The sequence below is a fragment of the Salinivibrio sp. VGrn1 genome, from assembly GCF_009377995.1.
GTDB lineage: Bacteria > Pseudomonadota > Gammaproteobacteria > Enterobacterales > Vibrionaceae > Salinivibrio > Salinivibrio siamensis.
The window spans coordinates 353,138-377,184 of sequence record NZ_SATA01000003.1 but is presented as its reverse complement, the minus strand read 5'-3'; the positions used below and the strand labels follow the sequence as shown (position 1 = coordinate 377,184).

The 24,047-nt window shown below is 51.5% G+C and carries 23 protein-coding genes; 8 read left to right on the top strand and 15 right to left on the bottom strand.

Translation table 11 applies throughout. From position 1 onward, the window contains the following. Positions 1–321: 321 nt before the first annotated feature. Entirely contained in the window at positions 322–1,176 is an 855-nt protein-coding gene (locus EHW56_RS07420; protein ID WP_152794842.1) for an NAD(P)H-binding protein, read from the bottom strand. A gap of 333 nt (positions 1,177–1,509) precedes the next feature. Between EHW56_RS07420 and EHW56_RS07415 the strand changes: the two genes are divergently transcribed. Together EHW56_RS07415 and pyk are read left to right on the top strand one after the other, a co-directional pair. After that, positions 1,510–2,364 (top strand): MurR/RpiR family transcriptional regulator, encoded by an 855-nt coding sequence (locus EHW56_RS07415; protein WP_046073477.1) that lies wholly within the window; start codon positions 1,510–1,512, stop codon positions 2,362–2,364. A 158-nt stretch (positions 2,365–2,522) separates the two neighbouring features. After that, complete coding sequence (gene pyk / locus EHW56_RS07410; protein ID WP_077579246.1) at positions 2,523–3,968, top strand: pyruvate kinase; 1,446 nt, start codon at positions 2,523–2,525, stop codon at positions 3,966–3,968. Positions 3,969–4,101: 133 nt separating this feature from the next. On the opposite strand, the gene EHW56_RS07405 is transcribed toward pyk, so the two are convergent. The 7 genes from EHW56_RS07405 to pspA all read right to left on the bottom strand — a co-directional run bounded on the left by EHW56_RS07405 (position 4,102) and on the right by pspA (position 10,347). After that, positions 4,102–4,725: a GNAT family N-acetyltransferase gene (locus EHW56_RS07405; protein WP_227486489.1), complete on the bottom strand. Its 624-nt coding sequence runs from the start codon at positions 4,723–4,725 to the stop codon at positions 4,102–4,104. After that, positions 4,706–6,247, bottom strand: coding sequence for a transcriptional regulator TyrR (tyrR, locus tag EHW56_RS07400; protein WP_152794840.1), 1,542 nt, complete (start codon positions 6,245–6,247; stop codon positions 4,706–4,708). The genes EHW56_RS07405 and tyrR overlap by 20 nt, the downstream gene beginning before the upstream one ends. Before the next feature lie 318 nt (positions 6,248–6,565). Next, on the bottom strand, positions 6,566–7,588 hold the full coding sequence (locus EHW56_RS07395) for a YcjF family protein (RefSeq protein WP_152794838.1): 1,023 nt from the start codon (positions 7,586–7,588) through the stop codon (positions 6,566–6,568). An 11-nt stretch (positions 7,589–7,599) separates the two neighbouring features. Further along, positions 7,600–8,991 carry a YcjX family protein gene (locus EHW56_RS07390; RefSeq protein ID WP_152794837.1) on the bottom strand — a complete coding sequence of 464 codons (1,392 nt, stop codon included), beginning with the start codon at positions 8,989–8,991 and terminating at the stop codon, positions 7,600–7,602. 50 nt (positions 8,992–9,041) lie between these two features. After that, on the bottom strand, positions 9,042–9,431 hold the full coding sequence (gene pspC / locus EHW56_RS07385) for an envelope stress response membrane protein PspC (RefSeq protein ID WP_152794836.1): 390 nt from the start codon (positions 9,429–9,431) through the stop codon (positions 9,042–9,044). Beyond that, a complete protein-coding gene (gene pspB / locus EHW56_RS07380) occupies positions 9,428–9,658 on the bottom strand; it encodes an envelope stress response membrane protein PspB (protein WP_046073483.1) in 231 nt (76 codons plus the stop codon). Before pspB ends, pspC begins: the two co-directional genes overlap by 4 nt. 20 nt (positions 9,659–9,678) lie before the next feature. Then, positions 9,679–10,347: a phage shock protein PspA gene (gene pspA, locus EHW56_RS07375; protein ID WP_077666150.1), complete on the bottom strand. Its 669-nt coding sequence runs from the start codon at positions 10,345–10,347 to the stop codon at positions 9,679–9,681. A 209-nt stretch (positions 10,348–10,556) separates the two neighbouring features. Between pspA and pspF the strand changes: the two genes are divergently transcribed. The 6 genes from pspF to EHW56_RS07345 all read left to right on the top strand — a co-directional run bounded on the left by pspF (position 10,557) and on the right by EHW56_RS07345 (position 16,948). Further along, positions 10,557–11,552 (top strand): phage shock protein operon transcriptional activator, encoded by a 996-nt coding sequence (pspF, locus tag EHW56_RS07370; RefSeq protein WP_152799311.1) that lies wholly within the window; start codon positions 10,557–10,559, stop codon positions 11,550–11,552. A 130-nt stretch (positions 11,553–11,682) separates the two neighbouring features. Continuing rightward, complete coding sequence (gene sapA / locus EHW56_RS07365; RefSeq protein WP_152799438.1) at positions 11,683–13,302, top strand: ABC transporter substrate-binding protein SapA; 1,620 nt, start codon at positions 11,683–11,685, stop codon at positions 13,300–13,302. 3 nt (positions 13,303–13,305) lie between these two features. Continuing rightward, positions 13,306–14,268, top strand: coding sequence for an ABC transporter permease subunit (locus EHW56_RS07360; RefSeq protein ID WP_077638498.1), 963 nt, complete (start codon positions 13,306–13,308; stop codon positions 14,266–14,268). Then, a complete protein-coding gene (sapC, locus tag EHW56_RS07355; protein ID WP_077605955.1) occupies positions 14,255–15,142 on the top strand; it encodes a putrescine export ABC transporter permease SapC in 888 nt (295 codons plus the stop codon). The genes EHW56_RS07360 and sapC overlap by 14 nt, the downstream gene beginning before the upstream one ends. After that, the gene (locus EHW56_RS07350) at positions 15,142–16,149 is read left to right on the top strand and encodes an oligopeptide/dipeptide ABC transporter ATP-binding protein (protein WP_046073489.1); all 1,008 of its coding nucleotides are present in this window, start codon (positions 15,142–15,144) and stop codon (positions 16,147–16,149) included. The genes sapC and EHW56_RS07350 overlap by 1 nt, the downstream gene beginning before the upstream one ends. Continuing rightward, a complete protein-coding gene (locus EHW56_RS07345) occupies positions 16,133–16,948 on the top strand; it encodes an ATP-binding cassette domain-containing protein (RefSeq protein ID WP_046073490.1) in 816 nt (271 codons plus the stop codon). The genes EHW56_RS07350 and EHW56_RS07345 overlap by 17 nt, the downstream gene beginning before the upstream one ends. A gap of 196 nt (positions 16,949–17,144) precedes the next feature. On the opposite strand, the gene pyrF is transcribed toward EHW56_RS07345, so the two are convergent. From pyrF to aroA, 7 genes are all read right to left on the bottom strand, one after another. Next, complete coding sequence (gene pyrF / locus EHW56_RS07340) at positions 17,145–17,855, bottom strand: orotidine-5'-phosphate decarboxylase (RefSeq protein WP_152799316.1); 711 nt, start codon at positions 17,853–17,855, stop codon at positions 17,145–17,147. Positions 17,856–17,942: 87 nt separating this feature from the next. Further along, complete coding sequence (gene lapB / locus EHW56_RS07335) at positions 17,943–19,112, bottom strand: lipopolysaccharide assembly protein LapB (protein WP_077579240.1); 1,170 nt, start codon at positions 19,110–19,112, stop codon at positions 17,943–17,945. 3 nt (positions 19,113–19,115) lie between these two features. After that, a complete protein-coding gene (locus EHW56_RS07330) occupies positions 19,116–19,403 on the bottom strand; it encodes a LapA family protein (RefSeq protein WP_046073493.1) in 288 nt (95 codons plus the stop codon). Between the two features lie 288 nt (positions 19,404–19,691). Continuing rightward, on the bottom strand, positions 19,692–19,976 hold the full coding sequence (ihfB, locus tag EHW56_RS07325) for an integration host factor subunit beta (protein WP_046073494.1): 285 nt from the start codon (positions 19,974–19,976) through the stop codon (positions 19,692–19,694). 72 nt (positions 19,977–20,048) lie between these two features. After that, positions 20,049–21,719: a 30S ribosomal protein S1 gene (gene rpsA, locus EHW56_RS07320; RefSeq protein ID WP_046073837.1), complete on the bottom strand. Its 1,671-nt coding sequence runs from the start codon at positions 21,717–21,719 to the stop codon at positions 20,049–20,051. Between the two features lie 102 nt (positions 21,720–21,821). Continuing rightward, positions 21,822–22,505 (bottom strand): (d)CMP kinase, encoded by a 684-nt coding sequence (gene cmk, locus EHW56_RS07315; RefSeq protein WP_046073495.1) that lies wholly within the window; start codon positions 22,503–22,505, stop codon positions 21,822–21,824. A 200-nt stretch (positions 22,506–22,705) separates the two neighbouring features. Further along, on the bottom strand, positions 22,706–23,992 hold the full coding sequence (aroA, locus tag EHW56_RS07310) for a 3-phosphoshikimate 1-carboxyvinyltransferase (RefSeq protein WP_077579239.1): 1,287 nt from the start codon (positions 23,990–23,992) through the stop codon (positions 22,706–22,708). Positions 23,993–24,047 lie beyond the last annotated feature (55 nt).

Here is a 24,047-nt window from a genome sequence, read left to right as displayed (position 1 = left end):
GGTGACACGCTAGGCCATCTCACTCTATTGCAATAGCTGTGTTGCAATAGCGTGAGATGGCGGCATTAATTGCCGCCATTTATGAGACAAGCGTCACATCTACATCGCCTATTGATTAAATATCACGACTTTTTTTAATTTGTAGGAACTTCTTTAAATTCGCCCAGTCCTAATGGGTGCATCGGTAAGAAATGCCTTATCCCCCTCAGAACGTGAGGGAGCATGATTCATCTTTCTTTCCGACCTGCTGCTGCTTTTTCTACTTACTTTAGAGTTTGTTTGTCTCTACCTTTATTTTTGCCCACCTTGTGTGGGCTTTTTTTATTTTGGGGCTGGGTCGTCCGAAGTCACCTGACCATCTGCGATCATTTGATACGGTGAGGCATAACGTAAGTTAAGTCCCAGTTGCGATAGCGTCTGCGAGGCATCAATCCATTTACCATCGCCTGCACTTGGCTGATACTCAGGCGGTGTCAAACCCATTTCACGCGCTGCCCAGCCGTAGTACACACTTTTCGCTGGGTGCAGTTCCGCGCACAGATGAAAGGTGTGACCCCATTGACGCTGATGGATAATCGCACTGATCGCCGCCATCACATCACTGCGGTGGATCAAGTTTACCGGCTCATTGCCGCCTGATAAGCCTTGTCGACCCGCGAGCATAGTTGAAGGATGACGCGCACCGCCAATCAACCCCGCGAGCCGCATGATTGTTCCTTTCTCTCCATACGTTTCGCGCAGATGCGCTTCGATATGTTCGTGTGCTTTGCCTGACGCCGTGGCGGCGGCGGTCGCGGTGTGCTCGGTCACCTGCCCTTTAAGCTCCCCGTATACAGAGGTGGTGCTGATAAAGAGCACATGCTCAACGCCTGCTTGGGCCAGGCGGTCGATAAACGCGCACATGGCATCGCGGTATGCATCAAAGTCGGCGTGACGACGCCCCGCTGCGATATTGATCACCACGATGTCAGTCTCGAGCAATGCCGCCGCTGATTGATAATCCGGCGCCATCACATCAAACGGCACCACGGTGGTCGCCAGCGTCTCGCTCAATGCTTGCGCCGAGGCTGGCTCACGTTTGGTCCCCACCACGTGGTGTCCAGCGCCAAGTAGGTGTGACGCCAGCGGTTGGCCCAACCAACCACATCCACAAATTCCAACTTTCAATCCTGACACACGCGCTCCTTATGATTACCTAGGGTTACGTAATTATTTTTCAATGTAATGGTTAACACCACCCAATTCGGCTGATTTTTGACGATTTATTTATTTCGCGCTGTAAATATATTCCTTAATTATGTAAGGAAATAACTAAAAGCGTGAATGGTGACAAAGTTTTTATGCTCAGATAGTCATAATAATGTCATTACAATCCGCGAGAGGATAGACTATCTGTTACTAAACGGCAGTCAAAAGCCGTGGTGAATGACGCACTTAACACTTCATTGATGCTCGCTCTCATCGAGCGACAGTTTTTAACTTTGGTCTTGAACGTAAGCGGTAACTCAGATGAATACTCTGGAAAAAATACAAAAAAATCTTGAAAACTTCAGCAAATCTGAAAGAAAAGTTGCTGAAATCATTGTCGCCTCCCCTCAAACCGCTATTCACTCGAGTATTGCGACTTTGGCAAAGATGGCTGATGTGAGCGAGCCAACGGTTAACCGTTTTTGTCGTCGCCTAGATACCAAAGGCTTCCCGGACTTTAAACTTCACTTGGCACAAAGCTTGGCCAACGGCACCCCGTATGTGAACCGCAACGTTGAAGAGAACGATGGTGCGGATGCTTACACGGCGAAGATTTTTGAGTCAACCATGGCCTGTTTGGATGTAGCGAAAAACAGCATCGACACGCACCAAATTAACCGCGCGGTCGACATGCTAACCCAGGCGAAAAAAATCGCCTTTTTCGGGTTGGGCGCATCCGCATCGGTCGCGCATGACGCGCAAAACAAGTTCTTCCGTTTTAACATTCCGGTGGTGTGCTTTAACGACATCGTGATGCAACGAATGAGCTGTATTAACTGTAATGATGGCGATGTGGTGGTGATGATTTCACACACAGGGCGTACCAAAAGCTTGGTCGATGTGGCTAATTTAGCGCGTGAAAACGGTGCCACTGTTATCGGCATCACGCAGCGCGACTCGCCGCTAGATAAAGTGTGTTCCCACACCATCCAGCTCGATGTGCCGGAAGACACGGACGAATACATGCCGATGGCAAGCCGGGTCGTGCAAATGACGGTTATCGACGTGCTAGCAACAGGCTTCACGCTTCGCCGTGGCCCAGGATTTAGAGATAACTTGAAGCGTGTCAAAGAAGCCATTCGCGATTCACGCTTTCATAAAGAATCCCTGACCTAACTAAAAGGAGTGCGTTGGCACTCCTTTTTTGTGTCATCTTTTCGACGTTTTTGATGCGCTACACTGATGTCAGCATGTCGTCGAATCCACGACCTAGCGGTGATGTTGCCCTTTCTGCACTATCCCTTAAAACATCACCCTGTATATAGGAGTTAATCATGTCTGCAAAACTGAGAAGAACGAAGATTGTTACCACACTCGGCCCTGCCACCGACAAAGACAGTGTGTTGGAGTCAATTATTGTCGCTGGTGCTAACGTCGTTCGCCTCAACTTCTCTCACGGCAGTGCGGAAGACCACATTAAACGCGCCGATCAAGTGCGCGCGATTGCGGCGCGACTTGGCCGCCACGTGGGTATTTTGGGTGATTTGCAAGGCCCTAAAATCCGTGTTTCTACCTTTAAAGACGGTGCCATTACTCTCTCCGTTGGCGATAAGTTCACGTTAGATGGCGAGCTCTCGCCTGGCATGGGCGACCAAGACGCGGTCGGCCTTGATTATAAAGCCCTGCCCCAGGACGTCACCAATGGCGATATTCTGCTGCTTGATGATGGCCGCGTACAGCTCAAGGTACTGGCGGTTGAAGGGGCCAAAGTGCATACCGAAGTCACGGTAGGCGGCAAGCTCTCTAACAACAAAGGGATCAACAAAAAAGGCGGTGGCCTGTCTGCCCCTGCACTGACGGAAAAAGACAAGCAAGACATTCTGACTGCCGCCAAAATTGGCGTCGACTTCTTAGCGATCTCCTTCCCGCGCAACGGCCAAGATATGCACTATGCCCGCTCTTTGGCGCGCGACGCTGGCTTGGATGCGCGTTTGGTGGCCAAAGTTGAACGTGCCGAAACCGTGGTCAGTGATGAGAGTATCGACGACATTATTGAAGCGTCTGATGTGGTGATGGTGGCGCGCGGTGATCTTGGTGTGGAAATTGGCGACCCAGAATTGGTTGGGGTACAAAAGCAGCTCATTCGCCGCGCGCGCAGCATGAACCGTTTGGTGATCACCGCCACGCAGATGATGGAATCAATGATTTCCGCCCCCATGCCTACTCGCGCGGAAGTGATGGATGTGGCCAATGCGGTGCTCGATGGCACCGATGCAGTGATGCTATCGGCAGAAACCGCTGCCGGTCAGTACCCGCTGGAAACAGTACGCTCAATGGCTGAAGTGTGTGTCGGGGCTGAGAAGATGCCGTCGGTTAACGTATCGAATCACCGCCTAGACCGCCAGTTTGATAGCCAAGAAGAAACAGTCTCTATGGCGACCATGTACGCGGCGAACCATATGAAAGGGGTCAAAGCCATGGTGTCGCTGACCGAATCGGGCCGCACAGCCTTGATGATGTCACGTATTTCATCCGGTAAGCCGATTTTCGCGTTATCGCGTCATGAGCACACGCTTAACCGTGCCGCACTCTATCGTGGTGTTACCCCGGTGTATTTTGACAGTGACAGCGGTGCCGGCTTGCAAGTGGCGGAGCGCGCCCTGCAAACCTTAAAAGAAGGTGGCTTTTTGGCCGAGGGAGACCAGGTGATCATGACCCAAGGCGATCAGATGGAAGTGATTGGCTCGACCAACACCATGCGTGTGCTGACAGTGAAATAGTCGTGCTCTCACGCCTGCTATGGAAATAACTCGCGGACAAAGCGCATACTAGAAACGCAAAAGGCGACCTAATCGGGTCGCCTTTATTATTACCTGTGGGTGACTGCTGGAGCATCCGTGAGACGGTCGCGGGTCAGGCCGGTTTAGGTCGCCAGTGCGGATTGATGTGCGCCATTAGGATATGATCTTCCCATCGGCCATTAATCAGCAAGTAATCACGCGCTCGACCTTCATATTCAAACCCCACTGCCTCTAGCACCTTGGCACTACGCTGGTTACACGGCATGTAGGAAGCACACACACGGTGGATATGGACGTTATCGAATAGCCACTGATTGGTCGCGGCGAGCGCTCGACGCATGATCCCTTGTCCTTGTGCCGCTTCATCTAACGAATAGCCCACGGTGCACGAATAAGACGGGTATTGCATCACACTGGTATAAGAAATCACCCCTAACACGTGAGGCGAGTCTTGCTTGGCGATCAAAAAATAATAAGCCAGCTGATGCTTTTGTAATTCCATCAACTGCAGCACACGCCGCTTCCATCCCTGTTCAGTATAAAAACCCGCCGCACGTTCAGGCTCCCAAGGGGCGAGAAAATCACGGTTGCGCTGAAAGTACTGCACCACCCGGGTCACGTCCTCGTGACTGATGGCATCTATGCGTAGCTCATCAACGGACAAACGCGGGAAGTGGCTCACTGACGTCTGATACATACTGGCTTCCGGCATCGGCTTACTTTTTACCAATCCCATAGTCGCGCAGTTTATTGGCAATCGCGGTGTGCGAGACATCCAACCGTTTAGCCAGCTTGCGCGTTGAAGGGTAGCTTCGATACAGGTTATGCAAAATCCCCGACTCGTAACGCTTCATGATTTCATCTAACGAACCATCCATCGACTCTTCACTCATAAACTGAGTGTTTTCAATTTCTGGCAGTTGGACGTCATCAATCGTCATCACTTCTGCGTCAATTTGGGTCATCGCATGGAGCAACACATTACGTAACTGGCGGATATTCCCGGGCCACGCATAGTGGGTAAGATAGTCCGCCAACGCCTCATCGATGCGCGGCTTGGATTGCCCTAAATCGGCAGCAAATTGTTTGACGAACAGTTCTGCAAGCGGCATCACGTCGGCCGTTCGCTCTCTAAGTGGTGGGACAGTGAGCGATAACACATTGAGACGATAGAAGAGATCTTCACGGAACTGATGGGCCGCCACCAGCTCAGGCAAGTTTTTCTGTGTTGAACAGATCACTCTTACATCCACCTGCATCTCGCGTTCTTCCCCCACGCGGCGGAAGGTACCATCTTGCATAAAGCGCAATAGCTTCACTTGCAGGTGGCGGCTCATTTCGCCGACTTCGTACAAGAATACCGTGCCGCCATCCGCTTGCTCTAAGATGCCTTTTTTGGCGCTACCGCCTTCTTCGGCGGCCGCCATACCAAACAATTCGGTTTCAGCGGCGTTATCCGGCATAGAGACGCAGTTAACGAGTAGGAAAGGTTTGTCTGCGCGCAAGGAGTGACGGTGACAGGCACGCGCTATCATTTCTTTACCTGTGCCCGTTTCGCCTTGTATTAAGAGAGGTGCATCCAACATCGCCAGCTTTTTCGCTTGGCTAATAAGCTGCTTAAACTTGTTTGACTGACCCACAAGATGATCAAACCCGTGATCGCTCGGGGTACGGAACACAGTTTGCGAGGTGTTATTCATCGCCACCTGCTTGAGCTGCACCACCGCACTCACCAATACAGGCTGCTCACTTTCGTCATTGATGTGCACTGGCATCACTTCCATGAGGAAGTCGAGCCCAGCCATTACCACCATACGACAGCTTTGGCTGGCTTCTTCTTTTTCCAGCCAATGGGCAAACTGAAAGTCAGGAAACACGCTGTTTGCATGTTCATCGATAAGCTGGTGTTCACTCGAGCCAATCAAGTCTTGCGCCGCCTTGTTGGCCATATCAATGTAGCCATCGAGGTTAATCGACACCACAGGATCGGTCAGGCTTTCAACTAACGCTCGCAACTCTTTATGTTCACGCTCAGCCGGTAAGAATTGTACTTTGCGTACGTCGGTGACCCCAGAAATGAGTCGAATTTCCGACATCAACTGGCTAAAGGCGTCGAATTCAATTTCCGGACAGTTGAGGTATATGATTCCGACCTGGTCAATTTCAATACCACGCAGGTCGATGTCGCGGCGCACCAGAATATCGAGGAGTTCGCGGGTAAGCCCGATCCTATCTTCACAACAGACTTTCAGTCTCATAATGGATTCCTGTAACTTGACAGTGATACCCAATACCGGCAGCAAGCCTTTTTGCGATGAGTACCCTAAAACTATGCCCGCTTCAACGGGTTACTGAAGCATTCATCGTCGCGGCTGCATGCGCTGCATTAGCTGTCAGGATAAGTTGACACTGAAGCGGAGTTTGAGCGGGTTGGGGGGAACAGTCAAGCCCTGATGCGATTTTTGCCTTACGCCGTCACGTTTGTAGCACAGAGAACACGCAATTAACTCACTGATTATTCAATGAATACCAATGTGGCTGGTAAGTCTACCTACCAGCCACCTTACCGGCGTGGACTATGACGCGTCTTGTTGACGCTTCCCCACCAGCCGCTTTACCAACTCACGGCGAAGTTGTGACAGGCTAGGCGCGGCTTGACCATGCCAAGGCAGTGGCCGCATGAGTGTCATGGTTTTAAGCCCCAACCGCGCGGTGAGCAGGCCAATGCCGAGCCCCTGCGCCACCCGGCCTGATACTCGGCCAGCGATATTGACGGACAACACATCAAAGCCCACATCGGTCATCGCCTCACTGGCACCCGCCAGCGCCATGTTAGTGAGCACCATTTTCAGTAGGCGAAAACGTGCTTTAACGCCCAGTTGGATCCCGTAGATCTGCGCGATACGCGTCATCAAATGAAAATTACGCCAAGCAACCAACAACATGTCTGCCGCCGCCAACGGGCTCACCGCTACCATGAGTGCCGCCTCTTGCGCGTGCTTGGTTACCAGGTCACGCGCCGCTTTATCTTGCGCACTCAGTACTTGCTGCTCATAGAGACTCAGAATTTCACTGTCGTTATGTGTGGCCGCCAGTTGCTGCTGCCAGTTGGCAAAGGCTGCCGTTTGGGCCTGCCCGGTTTGCTCAGCCAATTGCTGACAAAACCGCTCTCCTTGCCCGACCGCATCACAGCTTAGCAGCTGTTCCGCTTGCTCCCGCACGGCTTCACGCTGAACCAAACGACGCATCGCCCGCCATTCTTTGCCCAGCATCACCAGTCCGGTTGTGGCAACCGCGACTAGCAGACCCTGCCAACCCAGACTCAACCAATCTCGTTCGAGCCAGCTTTGATAGACGCTGTCCGCCGATTGCCACACGGCGAGCAGCATAGTCACCAATAGCAAAAATGGCCACACGCGGCGACGTTTACGTGGCGAAGGCCTTAAGGTCGCATCAAGATCCGCATCCCACTCTTCACTCGAGACAGGGGTAAAATCGGTTTCCGATTCGAATTGGGTTCCTTGTTGTAATTCGCTTTCCGTGTCACGTTCTACGTCCACATTTTGTGCAAAGGTTTGTTTTGGCTTGTAGTGCGTCATGGCGCCCTCGCTTATCGAAATTTATCACCCAGCAAGTAATCCAGTGCCTTATCCATACGAATGTGCGGTAACGGCGCATCCAGTGGCGCTTGCTGAGGACGGAAAGAGGGAAAGTCAAATCCTTGCGCTTGCCAGAATGTTTCATCAGGTAGCTGCGCTGGCACATCGCCGGGATACAGGGTGACTGGCGAGTTGTCTGCAAGCACACCTTTTAGCGCACTCTGGCTATCGCCTTTTACCGTGACATAGCCTGGTGTGGTGGCTTCAATCGCGGCCACACTTTGACAACGCATATCAATGCCCTCAAACGCAGCTTGCTGCCACGCCTGATGAACGATTTGTTGTAATAAGCTCACCATATTTGGGTGTTGATCGGGCGTCACATGATCAGCTTTAGTGGCCGCAAACAATACCTTGTCAATCCGTGGTGAAAACAGCCGTTTCATCAGCCCTGACTTGCCATATTTAAAACTTTGCATCAGCTGCTCAACGGCAAGACGCATATCGTGAAATGCCGCCGGCCCTGCATTCAGGGGCTGCAACGTATCCACCAGGATCACTTGCCGGTCTATTTTGGCAAAATGCTCGCGGTAGAACTTGGCGACCACATGCTCGCAATAATAGTCGTAGCGCGCTTTTAGCACCCCGTAATTCGAGTCTTTCCCGGCTTTGGCTAGATCGTGTTCATTTTGGCTACCAACCCAAGGGAAGAATTGCACCACAGGCGCGCCCGCTAACTCACCTGGCAGCACAAATCGACCAGGCTGTACCCAGTGCAAGCCATCATGTGCTTTGCATTGGTGTAAAAACGCCGTGTAGTCTTCAGCAATTTCCGCCAGCTTTTTTTCATCAGCAGGGGCAAACGGGTCAAGAGCCGCTGCCTTAGTTGTCCAAGTGGAGGCCAGCTCGCCCCGACGGCCGGTGAGTAGCCCAGCTTGTTTGGCCGACCATTGCGAGTAGGTTTGGCTTAACAAGGGTAAATCGAGCAGCCACTCTCCGGGATAATCGACAATGTCCACGTATAGCGTGGCCATTTCGTTGATCGCTCTCAGGGCAGCCGACTGCGGTCGATAGCGCACCGCAAGGCGCACTTCACTGACATCACGTGTCGGCGACGGCCATACTGGCGGAGTTTGATGAAGCGCTTGCATAGCACTGTCGTAGTCAAAGGCTGGCAGGTGCATATGCGGGTGGGGTTCACGACGTGCGCCCAGCCCACGCCCCTGTTGCACCAGTGACATCAGCGGTAAGTTGGGCTCTGTGCCCAAATGCGTCAATTGATTGATAAGAGAGGTAATAAAGGCGGTTTTACCCGCACGAGAAAGACCGGTCACCGCGAGGCGAACATGACGGTCAGCCCCACGGCTCACCCACTGCTTCACGCGCCTTTTCACTGATGGCATAGGTTGATATGGCTCCTAGTTGGCCAAGCTGCCCAAACAGGGCAGCGAGGTTAGAGTTTTTTGAAGGCTTGGTCGACGTTAAAGGTCGATGAGGTTACATACGCTTCCATGTGCGTCACCTTGTCTTCCATGTGACTAAACTCGCGGTCGAGATCCGCGATCAATTGGCTGGCAGACTTCCCTGATTGCCAAGGTTTTTGCTTCACTTGATGGTCTTGCTGCGCGGCTCTCGGCTCTTGACTCACCTCTGACGGCTTTTTATCCAGGATCAGTACCGCCGCGATATAAGCGACCACCACAAAGAACCCAAAACCGAGTAAAAATGCCGAAACAGTCAGGATGCGCACTAACCAGGTTTCCATGCCAAAGTGATTGGCAAGCCCGGCGCACACCCCTGCGATGCGGCCATTTTCTGGATCTCTGTACAAGGTATTACTCATGCGCGTTGCCTCCAGTGAGGGGCTTCTGCATCCAGTAGACGCTCTAGGTTATCCACCCGTGCCTGCAGCTTTTCGGCACGCTGAGCCAATTGTTGCAGTGTTTCGTAATCTTGCCCACTCAAGCCTTGCGCCACTTGTCGCTTACTGCGGTAATGCAGAAATAACCACAATGGGGCGACAAACAGCAAGAAAATCGCCAGTGGGAAACCAAGAAATAATGATGACATGTCCGCTCCTTGAGGTATCGTTACGATTGATTGTCTTTCATTTTAGCTTTCAAAGACGCCAGCTCTTTTTCAATCTCGTCTTGCGCTTGTAAGTCAGCGAACTCGTCTTCTAGGCCTTTTCCTTTGCCCATTTGATAACTGTCTGCTTCCGCTTCTAGTTCGTCAATACGGCGCTCATATTGTTCAAATTTCGCCATTGCCTCATCGGCACGCCCACTGCCGAGGTGACGGCGCACATCACGGCGATTGCCTGCTGTTTCACGACGAATCGTCAATGACTGCTGACGCGCGCGTGTCTCGCTTAACTTGTTTTCTAATGCCGCAATTTCGCCGGCAAGCTTCTCTACGCTTTCATTAATCAGCGTCAGCTCTTCGTCCAGCGCGACTTTAACATCATGCGCTTTTTGCTTCTCAATCAATGCGGCGCGAGCCAGGTCTTCACGATCTTTTTGCAATGCGAGTGAGGCTTTGTCCTGCCACTCTTGGATCTGACGCTCGATGTTTTCAATTTTGCGCGCCACTTCTTTTTTATCGGCTAGCGCTTTTGCCGACGAGGTACGCACCTCAACGAGAGTGTCCTCCATTTCTTGAATGATCAAACGGATCATTTTTTGTGGATCTTCTGCCTTGTCTAACAATGCGTTGACGTTAGCATTCACAATATCAGCAAAACGCGAAAAAATTCCCATCATAGACTCCTTAATACGCTTCCTCGTTGATGAGCCCTAGAGTTAAGGCCAGTGGCGCGTTAACCCGTGGTGCTCGGCTCTGACACGCTCAATGGAATTCAAATCCCATGCCAACTTTTAAGGTGTTTATTTTCAATAGGTTAAAACAGATTGCGTTAAATTGAGAAAAAGGCCATGATGAAGAAAACCACTATTTGGTAAAAATCGCCATGCGTGAACAAGACAATTTACTGGGTGAATCGGACCGTTTTCTCGCCGTGTTGGATCATGTCAGCCAACTGGCACCGCTTAACCGTCCTGTTCTGATTATGGGTGAGCGCGGCACGGGGAAAGAGTTGATTGCACAGCGTCTTCATTATCTTTCCGCCCGTTGGTCACAACCACTAGTGAGCTTAAACTGTGCGGCGCTCAGCGAAGGGTTGATCGACTCAGAGTTATTCGGGCATGAAGCCGGTGCCTTTACCAGCGCCAAAGGCCGGCATGCGGGGCGCTTTGAGCGAGCAGAAAGCGGTACCTTGTTTTTAGACGAGATAGCGACCGCGCCATTAGGTGTGCAGGAAAAGCTGCTACGCGTGATTGAATATGGCGAATACGAGCTTGTTGGCGGCACATCTCCTCTGCGTGCCGATGTGCGTCTTGTCTGTGCAACGAATGAAGATTTACCCGCCCTTGCCAAACAAAACGCTTTTCGTCCCGATTTGCTTGACCGGCTGGCGTTCGATGTCGTTCACCTCCCGCCACTGCGTGAGCGTCAGCAAGATATTCTGTTGTTAGCTGAGCACTTCGCGATGAAAATGGCCGTGGAGCTTGGCTATTCGCTGTTTGCTGGCTTTTCGGCACAGGCTCAATCTCAACTTCTCGCTCACACCTGGCCAGGTAATGTGCGCGAGTTAAAAAATGCGGTTGAGCGCGCCCTCTCTCGTCACAATGATCCTAGTACACCCATCGACACGATATGTTTAGACCCTTTTTCACCACCTTGGCGCACAGCGGATGCCGAGGCACCTGTGCCCATTGAGAGAGAGGCATTGCCGTCATTGCCCCTGGACCTTCGCCAGTGGCAAACCACGCAAGAACACGATTTGGTCACAGCGGCCCTGTCACAAGCCAACTATCATCAGAGAAAGGCCGCGCAGTTACTCGGCCTGAGCTACCATCAATTCAGGGGATTGCTGCGAAAACATCATGTGGGGCAAACCGACTGACGCAACGTGTACGTGCATAGGTACACCCCGCACGCAAAGAAACATCAGATAGCCCCTACTTTGCTTGGTGGTAAAGCCGTTTCAGTGGTAGATTACGGGGTTTACTTTGATAGCTGATTTTACTTGGTTTATGCGCGTTTTTTTCCAGTATTTGATCCTGGGTGTGAGTGGTCTGCTCCTTGCAGGTTGTGACGCTGCCAGCGATCAACGTGCGGCCGACAATCGTGGCTTTGTGTTTTGCGGTCCTGGCCAGCCTAACACCTTCAACCCTCAGTTGACCGATGGCGGCCTCACGGCTGATACCTTGTCGAGTCAGCTTTATGACCGTCTGCTGCGACTCAACCCCGAGACGTACCAACCCGAGGCGATGCTGGCGAAAAGCTGGCAGGTGAGTGATGACGGTAAAACCTACACCTTCTCTATGCGCCGGGGCGTGGCATTTCATCGCAGTGTCAAATTCACCCCCTCACGCTACCTCAACGCAGACGATGTCGTGTTTTCCTTTCGTCGCCTTATTAATCCACGCCATCCTTTTCATCGCATTTCCGGTGGTCAGTACCCGTGGTTTGATAGCATGAACTTTGGCGGCTTGGTGACCCAAGTTAAAGCGCTCGATACCTACCGCGTCCAATTTACACTCTCTCGGCCCGATGTCTCCTTTCTCTCCACGTTGGCCACCAACTTTTCGGTGATCCTTTCAAAAGAGTATGCTAACCAATTACTGGAAGCGGGTACGCCAGAGAAGCTCGATACCTATCCGGTTGGTACCGGCCCGTTCGCGCTAGCTGAGTATCAACCGCGAGAGTTTATTCGACTACGCCGCCATTGGCAGTATTGGCAAGGCCCTGCGCCGATGGAGCAGGTGGTGTTTGATGTTTCCACGCGCGGCACAGGGACGCTTGCGAAAATGCTGACGGGCGAGTGTGATGTGCTCGCCTCTCCGGTTGCGAGTCAGCTTCCCGTGGTTGTCGGTGATGAACGCTTCAGTTTGTCGTCGCAAACGGGCATGAATGTGGCTTTTATCGCCCTCAACACCCGTCATCCTGCGCTTTCGGAAGTGGAAGTGCGTCAAGCGATTAATCTTGCGATTGACCGGGGAGCCCTACTCAGTTCGGTCTATTATGGCACGGGTGCGCCCGCCACCAGCTTGCTTCCGCCTATGTCATGGGCTTACGATCCAAACCGAAAAACTCAGCACGATCCCAAACTGGCCGCAGCACTCCTTGCCAAAGCAGGCTATCGCCATGGCTTTAGTGTCGATTTAACCGTGCCGCTAAAACCGACCGCGTTTAATCCCAGCCCACGTAAAACCGCAGAACTAATCCAAGCGGACTTGGGTGAAATTGGCATCGACGTCAATATTATTCCGGAAAAAACGGTTAATCGCACGTCCATTCGCCAAGGTGATGACAGCCACGATATGGTATTAACCGGATGGGTAGCCGACAACGGCGATCCCGATACGTTTTTACGTCCCTTGCTCACCTGCAACGCGAAATTTACCGGTTGGAACATTTCTAATTGGTGTAACCGCTTTTTTGACCAAACACTGAATCAGGCGATCGCCACGGACAAGATAGCCAAGCGCAAGGCGTTGTATCAGGCCGCTCAGACGATTCTCGACCGTCGCATGCCCGTTATTCCGCTCGCCCACGGTATTCAACATCAAGTGCGTGATGCTAGCCTGACGGGGCTCACGATGACGCCCTTTGGCGCGGATAGTTTCGCCGATGTGTCGCGGGAGCACTAACTCATGCTGATTTATACGTTACGACGCCTCAACCTGTTCTTAATCACGCTAGTGATCCTCACCTTGGTCGCCTACAACATTATGTTGCTGGCGCCCGATTCACAGTGGCACCAATTTGATTACTGGATAGGCTGGATTTACTACATTCGACAGTTGCTCGATGGAAACCTTGGCTTGGCCGCCAGTGGGTCGCCGGTTGTTGACACCCTGGCACACGTCGCGCCTGCTACCTTGGAACTATGTTTTGCCGCGCTCTTTATCAGCTTGATTGTGGGCGTGCCCTTGGGCACGCTGGCTGGCATTCGTAGCCAAGGGCCAGCAGATAAAGTGATTTCTTCATTTGCCCTGGTGGTGTTCTCCATCCCTACATTTTGGTTAGCTATCCTCTTTATCATGGTTTTCTCACTCGACTTGCAGTGGTTTCCGGTATCAGGGCGCTATAACCTTTTGTATGAGATCCCGCATATTTCCGGTTTCGCGCTGGTGGATTTATGGCTGTCAGACTTACCGCTACAAGGCAAGGTCGCCTCTGATATTGTCCGTCACCTCGCACTTCCCACCTTGACCCTTGCGGTGGTCCCTACCACAGAGATCATCAAGATGGTGCGCGACTCCATGGCTTATGTGATGCGCCAGAACTACATCAAAGCGGCAGCGACCAAGGGACTATCAAAAACGGAAATAGTGCTTCGCCATGGGATGAAAAACGCCATTCCACCGATCATCCCTAATTTTGGCCTACTGGTTTCCACCATGGTGACCTTTGTCATCATCGTTGAGTCAGTATTCAACTGGCCTGGAATTGGGCGCTGGCTGCTCGATACGCTCATCGCTAAAGATTATGTGTCAGTACAAGGCGGCGTCTTGGTCATTGGTGGGTTTGTGTTACTGATTAATATCATCTCGGATGTATTAGGGGCTTTTATGAACCCGCTGGTAAGGAAAAAATGGTATGCCCTCAAATAGTGTTTACGTTGAACAGCATATCCCTACCCAATTTGAGCGCACCTGGAATGCATTTCGTCGCAACAAGCTTGCGGTGATTGGCTTTTGGTGCCTGGTTGGGCTCATCCTTGTCACCTTATTTGCCCCTCTACTCGCCCCGTGGAGCCCGCAGCATCAAACAGGTCACTTACTGATGGCGCCCTCTTGGGTGCAGTCAGGGCAAATTGAGTATTTTTTAGGGACCGATGATCTTAGCCGCGATATGCTCTCGCGCCTGATTGCCGGCTCTCGGCTCACCTTTGGTTATGCACTGATGACCGCATTGGCCGCGTCACTTGTCGGGGTCGCGATTGGCGTGCTAGCCGGGATGACCAAGGGGCTCAAATCGAGTGTGTTGAATCATATCCTAGATAGTATTCTCTCTATTCCTTCGTTACTGTTGGCCATTATCGTGGTCGCCTTTTTAGGGGTGGGCGAAACCCAAGTATTGCTCGCTATCTGGCTGTCACTCATTCCACGGATTATCCGCGCGGTGTATACGGCCGTACACGATGAGATAGGGAAAGACTATATCATTGCCGCGCGCTTGGACGGTGCCAATGATTTTTATCTGCTTTACCATTCGATTCTGCCCAATATCGTCACAGTACTGAGTACCGAAATTACCCGCGCTATTTCGGTGGCGATTCTTGATGTGGCCGCACTCGGCTTTCTAGGCCTTGGAGCACAGCCGCCGGCGCCAGAATGGGGCGCCATGTTAGGGGATTCTGTCGAGCTGATTTTCACGGCGCCTTGGACTGTCACTCTGCCTGGAATGGCGATTGCGTTCAGTGTGTTGGTTGTTAACCTAGTTGGTGAGGGGATCAGCCAAGCCATCAATGCAGGAACTGAATAATGCCGTTACTTGATATTCGACACCTGACCATAGAGATAGAAACCCCGCAAGGTATGGTGAAAGCCGTCGACCGTATGAGTTTGACCATCAATGACGGTGAGATTCGTGGTTTGGTGGGGGAATCCGGCTCAGGCAAAAGCTTGGTGGCCAAAGCTATTTGCGGCGTCACTAAGGATCAATGGCATGTAACCGCCGACCGATTGCGCTTGGGTAATATCGACCTATTAGAACTGCCCGCGCGCGAACGTCGCCATGTGGTCGGCAAAGACATTGCGATGATCTTCCAAGAGCCTTCCACGTGTCTTGACCCATCCGAAGTAGTGGGTCATCAGCTTGAAGAGGCCATTCCACCCGCGTCATTTTCCGGCAGTTGGTGGCAACGCTTAAATTGGCGCAAGCAGCATTCTATCGCCTTGCTGCATAAAGTGGGCATCAAGGATCACAAGCGGGTGATGGAAAGCTATCCGTATGAGCTTACCGATGGCGAGTGTCAAAAGGTGATGATTGCAATGGCGATTGCTAACCGCCCTCGCCTATTGATTGCGGATGAGCCGACCAACGATTTAGATCCCATTACTCAGGCGCAGATATTCCGTTTACTGAGTCGCACCAATCAGTTATCTAACACGACAATCTTGCTGATTAGTCATGATCTCACCTTGGTGACGCGTTGGGCCGATAGGATCACCGTGATGTATTGTGGCCAGTCGGTAGAGTCCGGCAACCGCGAGCAAATTTTAACCACGCCGCACCATCCTTACACGGATGCTTTATTACGGACAATGCCTGATTTTAGCCGCGACATTCCCCACAAGAGCAAGCTCGAAACCTTGCCTGGCTCAATACCACCACTGCAGCATCTGCCCATCGGTTGTCGACTGGGGCCGCGTTGCCCGTACGCACAACGTAAATGTGTCGAAACGCCTCATACGCAAAAAGTGAAAAACCATAAATTTGCCTGTCATTTCCCGCTCAACATGGAGAACAAGCATGGCCGCTCTTCTTGAAATTGATGGGCTCACCAAAGATTATCACCACCGCACAGGGTGGTTGAGAAAGCGTGTCACCCACGCGGTGAAGCCGGTCTCTTTTTCTTTGGATGTCGGGGAAACCATTGCCTTTGTGGGCGAGAATGGCTCAGGAAAATCAACCCTAGCACGCATGATTGCTGGCGTTATCGAGCCAACGGCAGGCGAAATCCGGGTCAATGGTGAGACACTGCGTTACAAAGATTACCAAACCCGCTGCAAGCTGATTCGGATGATCTTCCAAGACCCGAACACGTCGCTCAACCCACGCAACCAAATCGGCCAAATCTTAGAAGGCCCCTTGCGGCGAAACACCAATATGACCCCGCAAGAGCGAGGTAAGCGCATTAAGAACACCCTGTTGCGGGTCGGCTTGCTGCCGGAGCATGCTTACTTTTATCCGCAGATGCTGGCAACCGGCCAAAAACAGCGGGTATCACTCGCCAGGGCTTTAATTTTGCAACCGAGTGTCATTGTCGCCGACGAGGCGTTAAATGGTCTCGACATGTCCATGCGCTCGCAAATCATTAACTTACTGCTTGAGCTTCAAGATGAGATGGGCTTGTCTTACGTGTATGTGTCGCAGCATATGGGGGTGATCAAACATGTCACCGACAAGCTGATGGTGATGCAAAAGGGCGACGTGGTGGAATCGGGTAATACCGCTGACATTTTTGCCAACCCGCAACACAGCTTGACACAAAGGCTGATTGACAGTCATTTTACCGCACCGGTACTGGATAGGCGGTCGCGCAAATCAGTCAGCGCCCGCCCATAATGACGAACACGAGCGGCGCGATCCATGGCCGCTCTGTTAACGCGTCCCCTGCCGCTCTCTACCTCGTCAAGCGCTTAGCTTGAAACATTGGCGAGCTCAGTCATTAGCAACGGCGATTATTGGCAACCACAATTGCTAGTAAACGCGATTGCTAGTAAACGCTAGTGTTAGGAGCTTAAGTTACTCGCAACCCGAGTTACTCGGCACTTTGGTCATTCAACGATTGGTTAATTGACGCAAGCACAGCAGCGGGGTCCGCCGCTTGCGTGACAGGGCGACCTATGACGAGATAATCAGAGCCGGCTTGTACCGCTTGCTCGGGCGTCATCACTCGGCGTTGGTCACCCTTGTCGCTCCCGGCTGGGCGTATACCTGGCGTGACTAATTTAAAGGCGTCCCCACACTGTGCCTTAAGCAGGCTCGCTTCCTGCGCGGAGCAAACAACACCATCAAGGCCTGCCTGCTGCGTCAGACCCGCAAGGCGCTGCACTTGCGCCTGTGGCGATATCTGAATACCACTGTCTGCCAAATCCACCGCCGTCATGCTGGTTAACACGGTCACACCAATCAGCCAAGGGCGGTTGCCCCCATAAGGTACTAAGGCTTCACGTGCAGCAACCATCATGCGTTCCCCGCCAGCGGCGTGGACGTTGACCATCCAAACACCCAGCTCTGCCGCTGCCGCAACCGCTCGTGCACACGTGTTCGGGATATCGTGAAATTTAAGGTCGAGAAAAACCTCGTGCCCACCCGCATGCAGCTGCTTAATCAATGCCGGCCCAAATAAGGTGAACATTTCCTTGCCCACTTTTAAGCGACATGAACCTGGTTCTATCCTCTCGGCAAAGGCCAAGGCGTGGTTCATATTCGCATAATCAAGTGCCACAATGACTTTTGGGTCGTGCATGTTGTCTCCTAGTTCCTTGTTTACGATTCATCTCAGCAGGTATACCGCCACGATAGATAAAAAAACGGCGATGCTTGCGCATCGCCATTATTCACCATCAAGCCCTCGAATTGGCTTGATTGCCCCCCAGCTTTTGCAAGAAGGACATTGCCAGTAGAGCGAGTGGGTCGAGAAGCCACATTTTCGACAACGATAATGCGGCTTCACTTTCATCTGTTCCGCCACCAAGTCTTTTAGCGTATTCAGACTGGTTTTTGCGCGTCCCTCTTCCGCTTGCTCAACATGGTATTCCATTAACTTGTGAAAGCCGCGCATGGTCGGATTGCGAGTAAGCTGGCGGGTGAGAAAGCTTTGCGCCATCGCGATATTTTCGTTGTGACCGATCACTTCTGATAGCATCAACTCCGCGCTCACCCCAGCATTCTTTTCAATGCATTCTTTTAAAAACCGAACCAGATGCATTTCACGCCCTAGCGCGCGATAGCTCTCCGCCAACAGTGGTAACGCCTCACTGACAAAGTCCGCATCCTGCTCAAGGATGTTCTCTAGCTGCTTGATGGCGCCTTTATAATCTTGGTGCTCAATATCAAGCTTGGCCAGCTTCAAGCTGGCGCGCACGCAACTTTTATCATACGACAAGGCGCGACGTAGCCATTGTCGCGCTTTATGTTCGTCGCCATCGGCGAGCTGTTGCATCGCCAGTTCGCAGTGAAAATGAGCGATGTCTTTACGTAATTTTTGTTTGCCCATCTTGACCAGTTTGCTCGCGGTATCAATCGCGTTTTCCCACTCTCGGGTTTGCTGAAAGATGGCTAACAACTGCTGAAGAGCAAACTCTTGATAATCTGGCTCATCCACTAGCTCAGAAAATATCTTTTCTGCGCGATCAAAAAACCCGGCGACCATGTAATCTTTGGCCAGTTGTTGCATGGCAAGGTTACGTTGATCAAGCGTCAGATTAGGGCGAGCAATCAGGTTTTGGTGAATGCGAATGGCGCGATCGACTTCGCCCCGAGAACGAAACAGGTTGCCTAGGGCAAGGTGGGTGTCAATGGTCTCATTGTCGACCTGTAAAAGCTCAATAAACAGATCAACCGCTTTATCAGACTGTTCAGACAGCAGCAGATTCAGCCCCGCCACATACTGGCGAGACAAGTGATGTGACTGTTCTTGCCGTCGATGACGAGCATTCCTGTTACCCATGTACCAGCCATAACCGGCGGCAATAGGGAGCAACAGAAACAACAGCTCTAGCATGAATTATTGTTCCTTTAGCGGGTCCGTACGCAATTTATCAAGTTCTTTGCGTTGCTTTTCCACCTGTTTACGCAGCCCTCGAGCGGTCACTCTCGCTTTTAGGTATAACGCACCGCAGACTAACCAGCCGATGCCAAAGCCAATGACAAAGACAATACCCAAGATAACAGAGAGACGAAACTCACCTTGGGCGATTAAGTAGTTAAAGTTGACCACATCTTGGTTTTGCGCTCCCAGCGCCAAGGTGATCAGAAAACATAACACCAGAAACAGAATGCCGAGTATTTTCACAAGTATTCCCTCATTGCGAAAGGCCTAGTGCCTCTTCAATTATGGCAGAACGACAAGATGCGAGGCACTTGTCACTGTGAACGTTTGCTTGATACAACAAAACGTTACTAATGCACCCTTGGCCCGTGCTATCCACTCGCATGATGGCAAGCGACAAGGTTTTAGTTGTGGGTACAAGATCTTACACAGAAGGTATGATTATGCAGGAAATTCGCCACGCAAGCTATGATCGATAGACATAAAAAAACGGCATACCTACAGCATGCCGTTTTTTTCAGCGTCTATCGCTTAACCATAGATGTTAACGCGATCACGAAGTTCCTTACCAGGTTTGAAGTGAGGGACGTATTTACCGTCAAGCTCAACTTTTTCCCCTGTTTTCGGGTTACGCCCCACGCGAGGCGCGCGATAATGTAGTGAGAAACTACCAAAACCACGGATTTCGATCCGATCACCGCTTTCAAGTGTGGTCGCCATATGCTCAAGGATTTCCTTGATAGCATCCTCTACCTGCTTAGCAGACAGATGGGCTTGCTGACTACAGAGCCTTTCAATTAACTCAGATTTGGTCATAGACACCCCGCTTTAGTATGTTTCTCAACAGTATAAATGCAGAGGGGGAAAATTTCCCCCTCAACTTATACATTATTCGCTCTTCGCTGCTTTAAACGCGTCAGCCATAGCATTACCGATAGCGCCTTCATCAGATTTGTTCAGGCTAGCCATCGCTTCTTGCTCATCAGCTTCGTCTTTCAGACGAACAGACAGGTTGAGCACGCGGTTCTTACGGTCAACACCGGTGAACTTCGCTTCAACACTGTCGCCAACTGAAAGCACTTGAGTCGCGTCTTCAACACGGTCACGCGCAGCTTCAGAAGCACGCAGATAACCTTCAACACCGTCGGCTAGCTCAACCGTTGCGCCTTTCGCGTCAACAGCCGTTACCGTACCGTTAACGATAGCACCTTTCTTGTTAGCTGCCAGGTAGTTGTTGAATGGGTCTTCTTCCATCTGCTTGATGCCAAGTGAGATGCGCTCACGCTCTGCGTCAACCTGAAGAACCACTGCTGAGATCTCGTCGCCTTTCTTGTATTCGCGAACGGCTTCTTCGCCAGCCACGTTCCAAGAAATGTCAGACAAGTGAACCAGACCGTCGATGCCGCCGTCTAGACCGATAAAGATACCGAAGTCAGTGATTGACTTGATCTTACCAGTAACACGGTCGCCTTTGTTCTGAGTTTCAGCGAATTGCTGCCATGGGTTGGCTTTACACTGTTTCAGACCAAGGCTGATGCGACGACGCTCTTCGTCGATGTCCAGAACCATGACTTCAACTTCGTCACCCACGTTAACCACTTTAGATGGGTGGATGTTCTTGTTGGTCCAGTCCATTTCAGACACGTGTACCAGACCTTCAACGCCTTCTTCGATTTCAACGAAGCAGCCGTAGTCAGTTAGGTTGGTTACGCGACCAGTCAGCTTGTGACCTTCTGGGTAACGGTTAGCAATAGCTACCCATGGATCTTCACCCAGTTGTTTCAGGCCGAGTGATACGCGAGTACGCTCACGGTCAAACTTCAGAACCTTAACGTTGATTTCGTCACCAACATTAACGATTTCTGATGGGTGCTTAACGCGCTTCCACGCCATGTCAGTGATGTGAAGCAGGCCGTCAACGCCGCCAAGATCAACGAACGCACCGTAGTCAGTCAGGTTCTTAACGATACCTTTAACTTCCATGCCTTCTTGCAGAGAAGCTAGCAGCTCGTCACGCTCAACGCTGTTTTCTGACTCGATAACCGCACGACGAGAAACCACAACGTTGTTGCGCTTCTGGTCAAGCTTGATTACTTTGAACTCGAGCTCTTTGCCTTCCAGGTGAGAAGTATCACGTACTGGACGAACGTCAACCAGTGAACCCGGTAGGAACGCACGGATGCCGTTCAGTTCTACGGTGAAACCACCTTTCACTTTACCGTTAATAACACCGTTAACGGTTTCAGCTTCTTCGTACGCTTTCTCTAGCTGGATCCAAGCTTCGTGACGCTTCGCTTTCTCACGAGAAAGCTGAGTTTCACCGAAACCATCTTCCACTGCGTCCAGGGCTACATCGACTTCACCGCCGATTTCAATTTCAAGTTCGCCAGCAGCGTTCTTGAATTGGTCAGCTGGAATAGACGATTCAGATTTCAGGCCTGCGTCAACCAGAACGAAACCGTTCTCGATAGCAACAACAGTACCCTTAACAATAGAACCTGGGCGAGTTTCGATTTCTTTTAGAGACTCTTCAAAGAGTTGAGCAAAAGATTCAGTCATTATATTTAAATCTTCAATTTGATAAACGTCCACGGGTATCCTACCGCATGGGGTTGTTAAATATGTTAGCTATCATCCTTGCAGCTAACGGTTATAGACTGCTTATGCAGCCGATAATTTGCTTTCAATAAACGCCAGTGCTTGTGCAATCACTTCGTCGATTGATAACGACGTTGAGTCTAGCACTAATGCATCTGACGCGGGGCGCAATGGTGCCACCGCTCGATTGCGGTCACGATCATCACGCTCTTGAATTTCGCTTAAAAGGCGGTCAAAGGTAACATTAACCCCCTTGCCTTGCAACTGATGCTGGCGCCGGCGTGCGCGTTCTTCTGCGCTAGCATCAAGGAAGATTTTCGCCTCCGCTTGCGGGAACACTACGGTACCCATATCACGGCCATCAGCAATCAAACCTGGCTCGCCGACAAACGCACGTTGACGACGCAACAATGCCTCGCGAACGCGCGGGAGTGCAGCGACTTTCGACGCTTGATTACCCACCTGCTCTGTGCGTAAGGTGCCCGATACGTCTTCCCCTTCGAGAATCACCTTCACCAGATCACCTTCGGCAATAAATTGAACGTCTAGGTTCGCAGCCAGCGGTACCAAGGCGTCTTCCGATGAGGTATCCACGTCATGATGAATTGCCGCTAATGCCAAAACACGGTAGATGGCACCAGAGTCTAGCAAATGCCAGCCTAGTGTCTCCGCCAACCGCATACATAAGGTTCCTTTTCCTGCACCACTCGGTCCATCTACTGTAATCACAGGCGCCTGTGTCGGCATAAATCTCTCCACGTTCGTCAACTTTACTCGATTCGCTTCGCTTGAGGCGTTAAATGGGTTTGACGCCTGCCATACCGTGACGCGACAAACACACTGTTTGCCCAACAAGCACATCGATAAATCGGCGCATAGTATAGAAGAAATCCGGCTGGAAATCATTGCTGCTGCGTGGATATCAGCAGCAATGTGTTGCAGCATGGTTATTTCGTGGTGCTGATTGCCGCGAGCTTCTCGAAATAATCAGGGAAGGTTTTTGACGTACAGCCCGGGTCATTAATAGTGACGGGCGTATCACTCAATGCGACCAACGAGAAGCACATCGCTATCCGATGATCGTCATAGGTATCGATGGCCGCGTGGTGTAACTGCTTTGGTGGCTCGACGTATAGATAGTCTTCGCCCTCTTCAACCACAGCGCCCACTTTTTTCAGCTCGGTAGCCATGGCATATAAGCGATCGGTTTCTTTAACACGCCAATTGTACACGTTGCGAATCCATGTCGGCCCTTCTGCAAACAAGGCCGCGACGCCAATGGTCATCGCTGCATCAGGAATATGATTAAAGTCCATGTCGACGCCTTTAAGCGTCTTTCCACGGGCGAGAACATAATCCTCTCCCCACTCAATCTCGGCGCCCATCGCCGCGAGTGCGTCGGCAAACTGGATATCACCTTGCACACTATGACGCCCGATGCCCGTCACTTTGACTTCACCGCCCTTAATCGCGGCCGCCGCGAGGAAGTAAGAAGCGGATGAGGCATCACCTTCCACCATAAAGTGACCTGGTGATTGATAACGCTGTCCAGCTGGGATCACAAACGCTTGGTAGTTATCATTTTGTACCTCAACACCAAACTGCGCCATGATTGCCAAGGTAATATCAATATAAGGCTTAGAGACAAGCTCCCCTTTAATGGTGATCCGGGTCTCTTGCTCAGCAAACGGCGCGGCCATCAGTAGTGCGGTGAGAAACTGACTCGAGATACTACCATCGATACTCACATCGCCACCTGCCAGGCCAGTGCCTTGGATACGTAGTGGCGGATAGCCCTCAGTTTCAAGATACTGGATATCAGCACCAATCGCATTCAGGGCGTCAACAAGGTGGCCAATAGGACGCTCTTTCATTCGTGGTTCACCCGTCAGGGTGACGTCACCCTCTCCCAAGCATAGTGCCGCCGTCAAAGGGCGCATCGCCGTTCCCGCATTGCCGAGAAACAGCGTGGTTGGCTCGGCGAGATGAAACGGTTGTCCCAGCCCTTGTACCACACATTCGGTGCGATCGCTGGACAATTGATACTCTACTCCCAACGCGGTAAACGCATTGAGCATATGACGTACATCGTCACTATCCAGTAAGTTGGTTAGTCGGGTGGTGCCTGAGGCTAGAGCGGCAAGGAGTAATGCGCGATTCGACACGCTTTTTGAGCCGGGAAGGTTAATCTGGCCGTTGACATAAGAAATCGGGGAAAGTGTCAGTTGCTCCATTCTGGTTTATATCCGTGATGCTTAGTGCCCCCAGAGTAACCAAAATACCGACAGT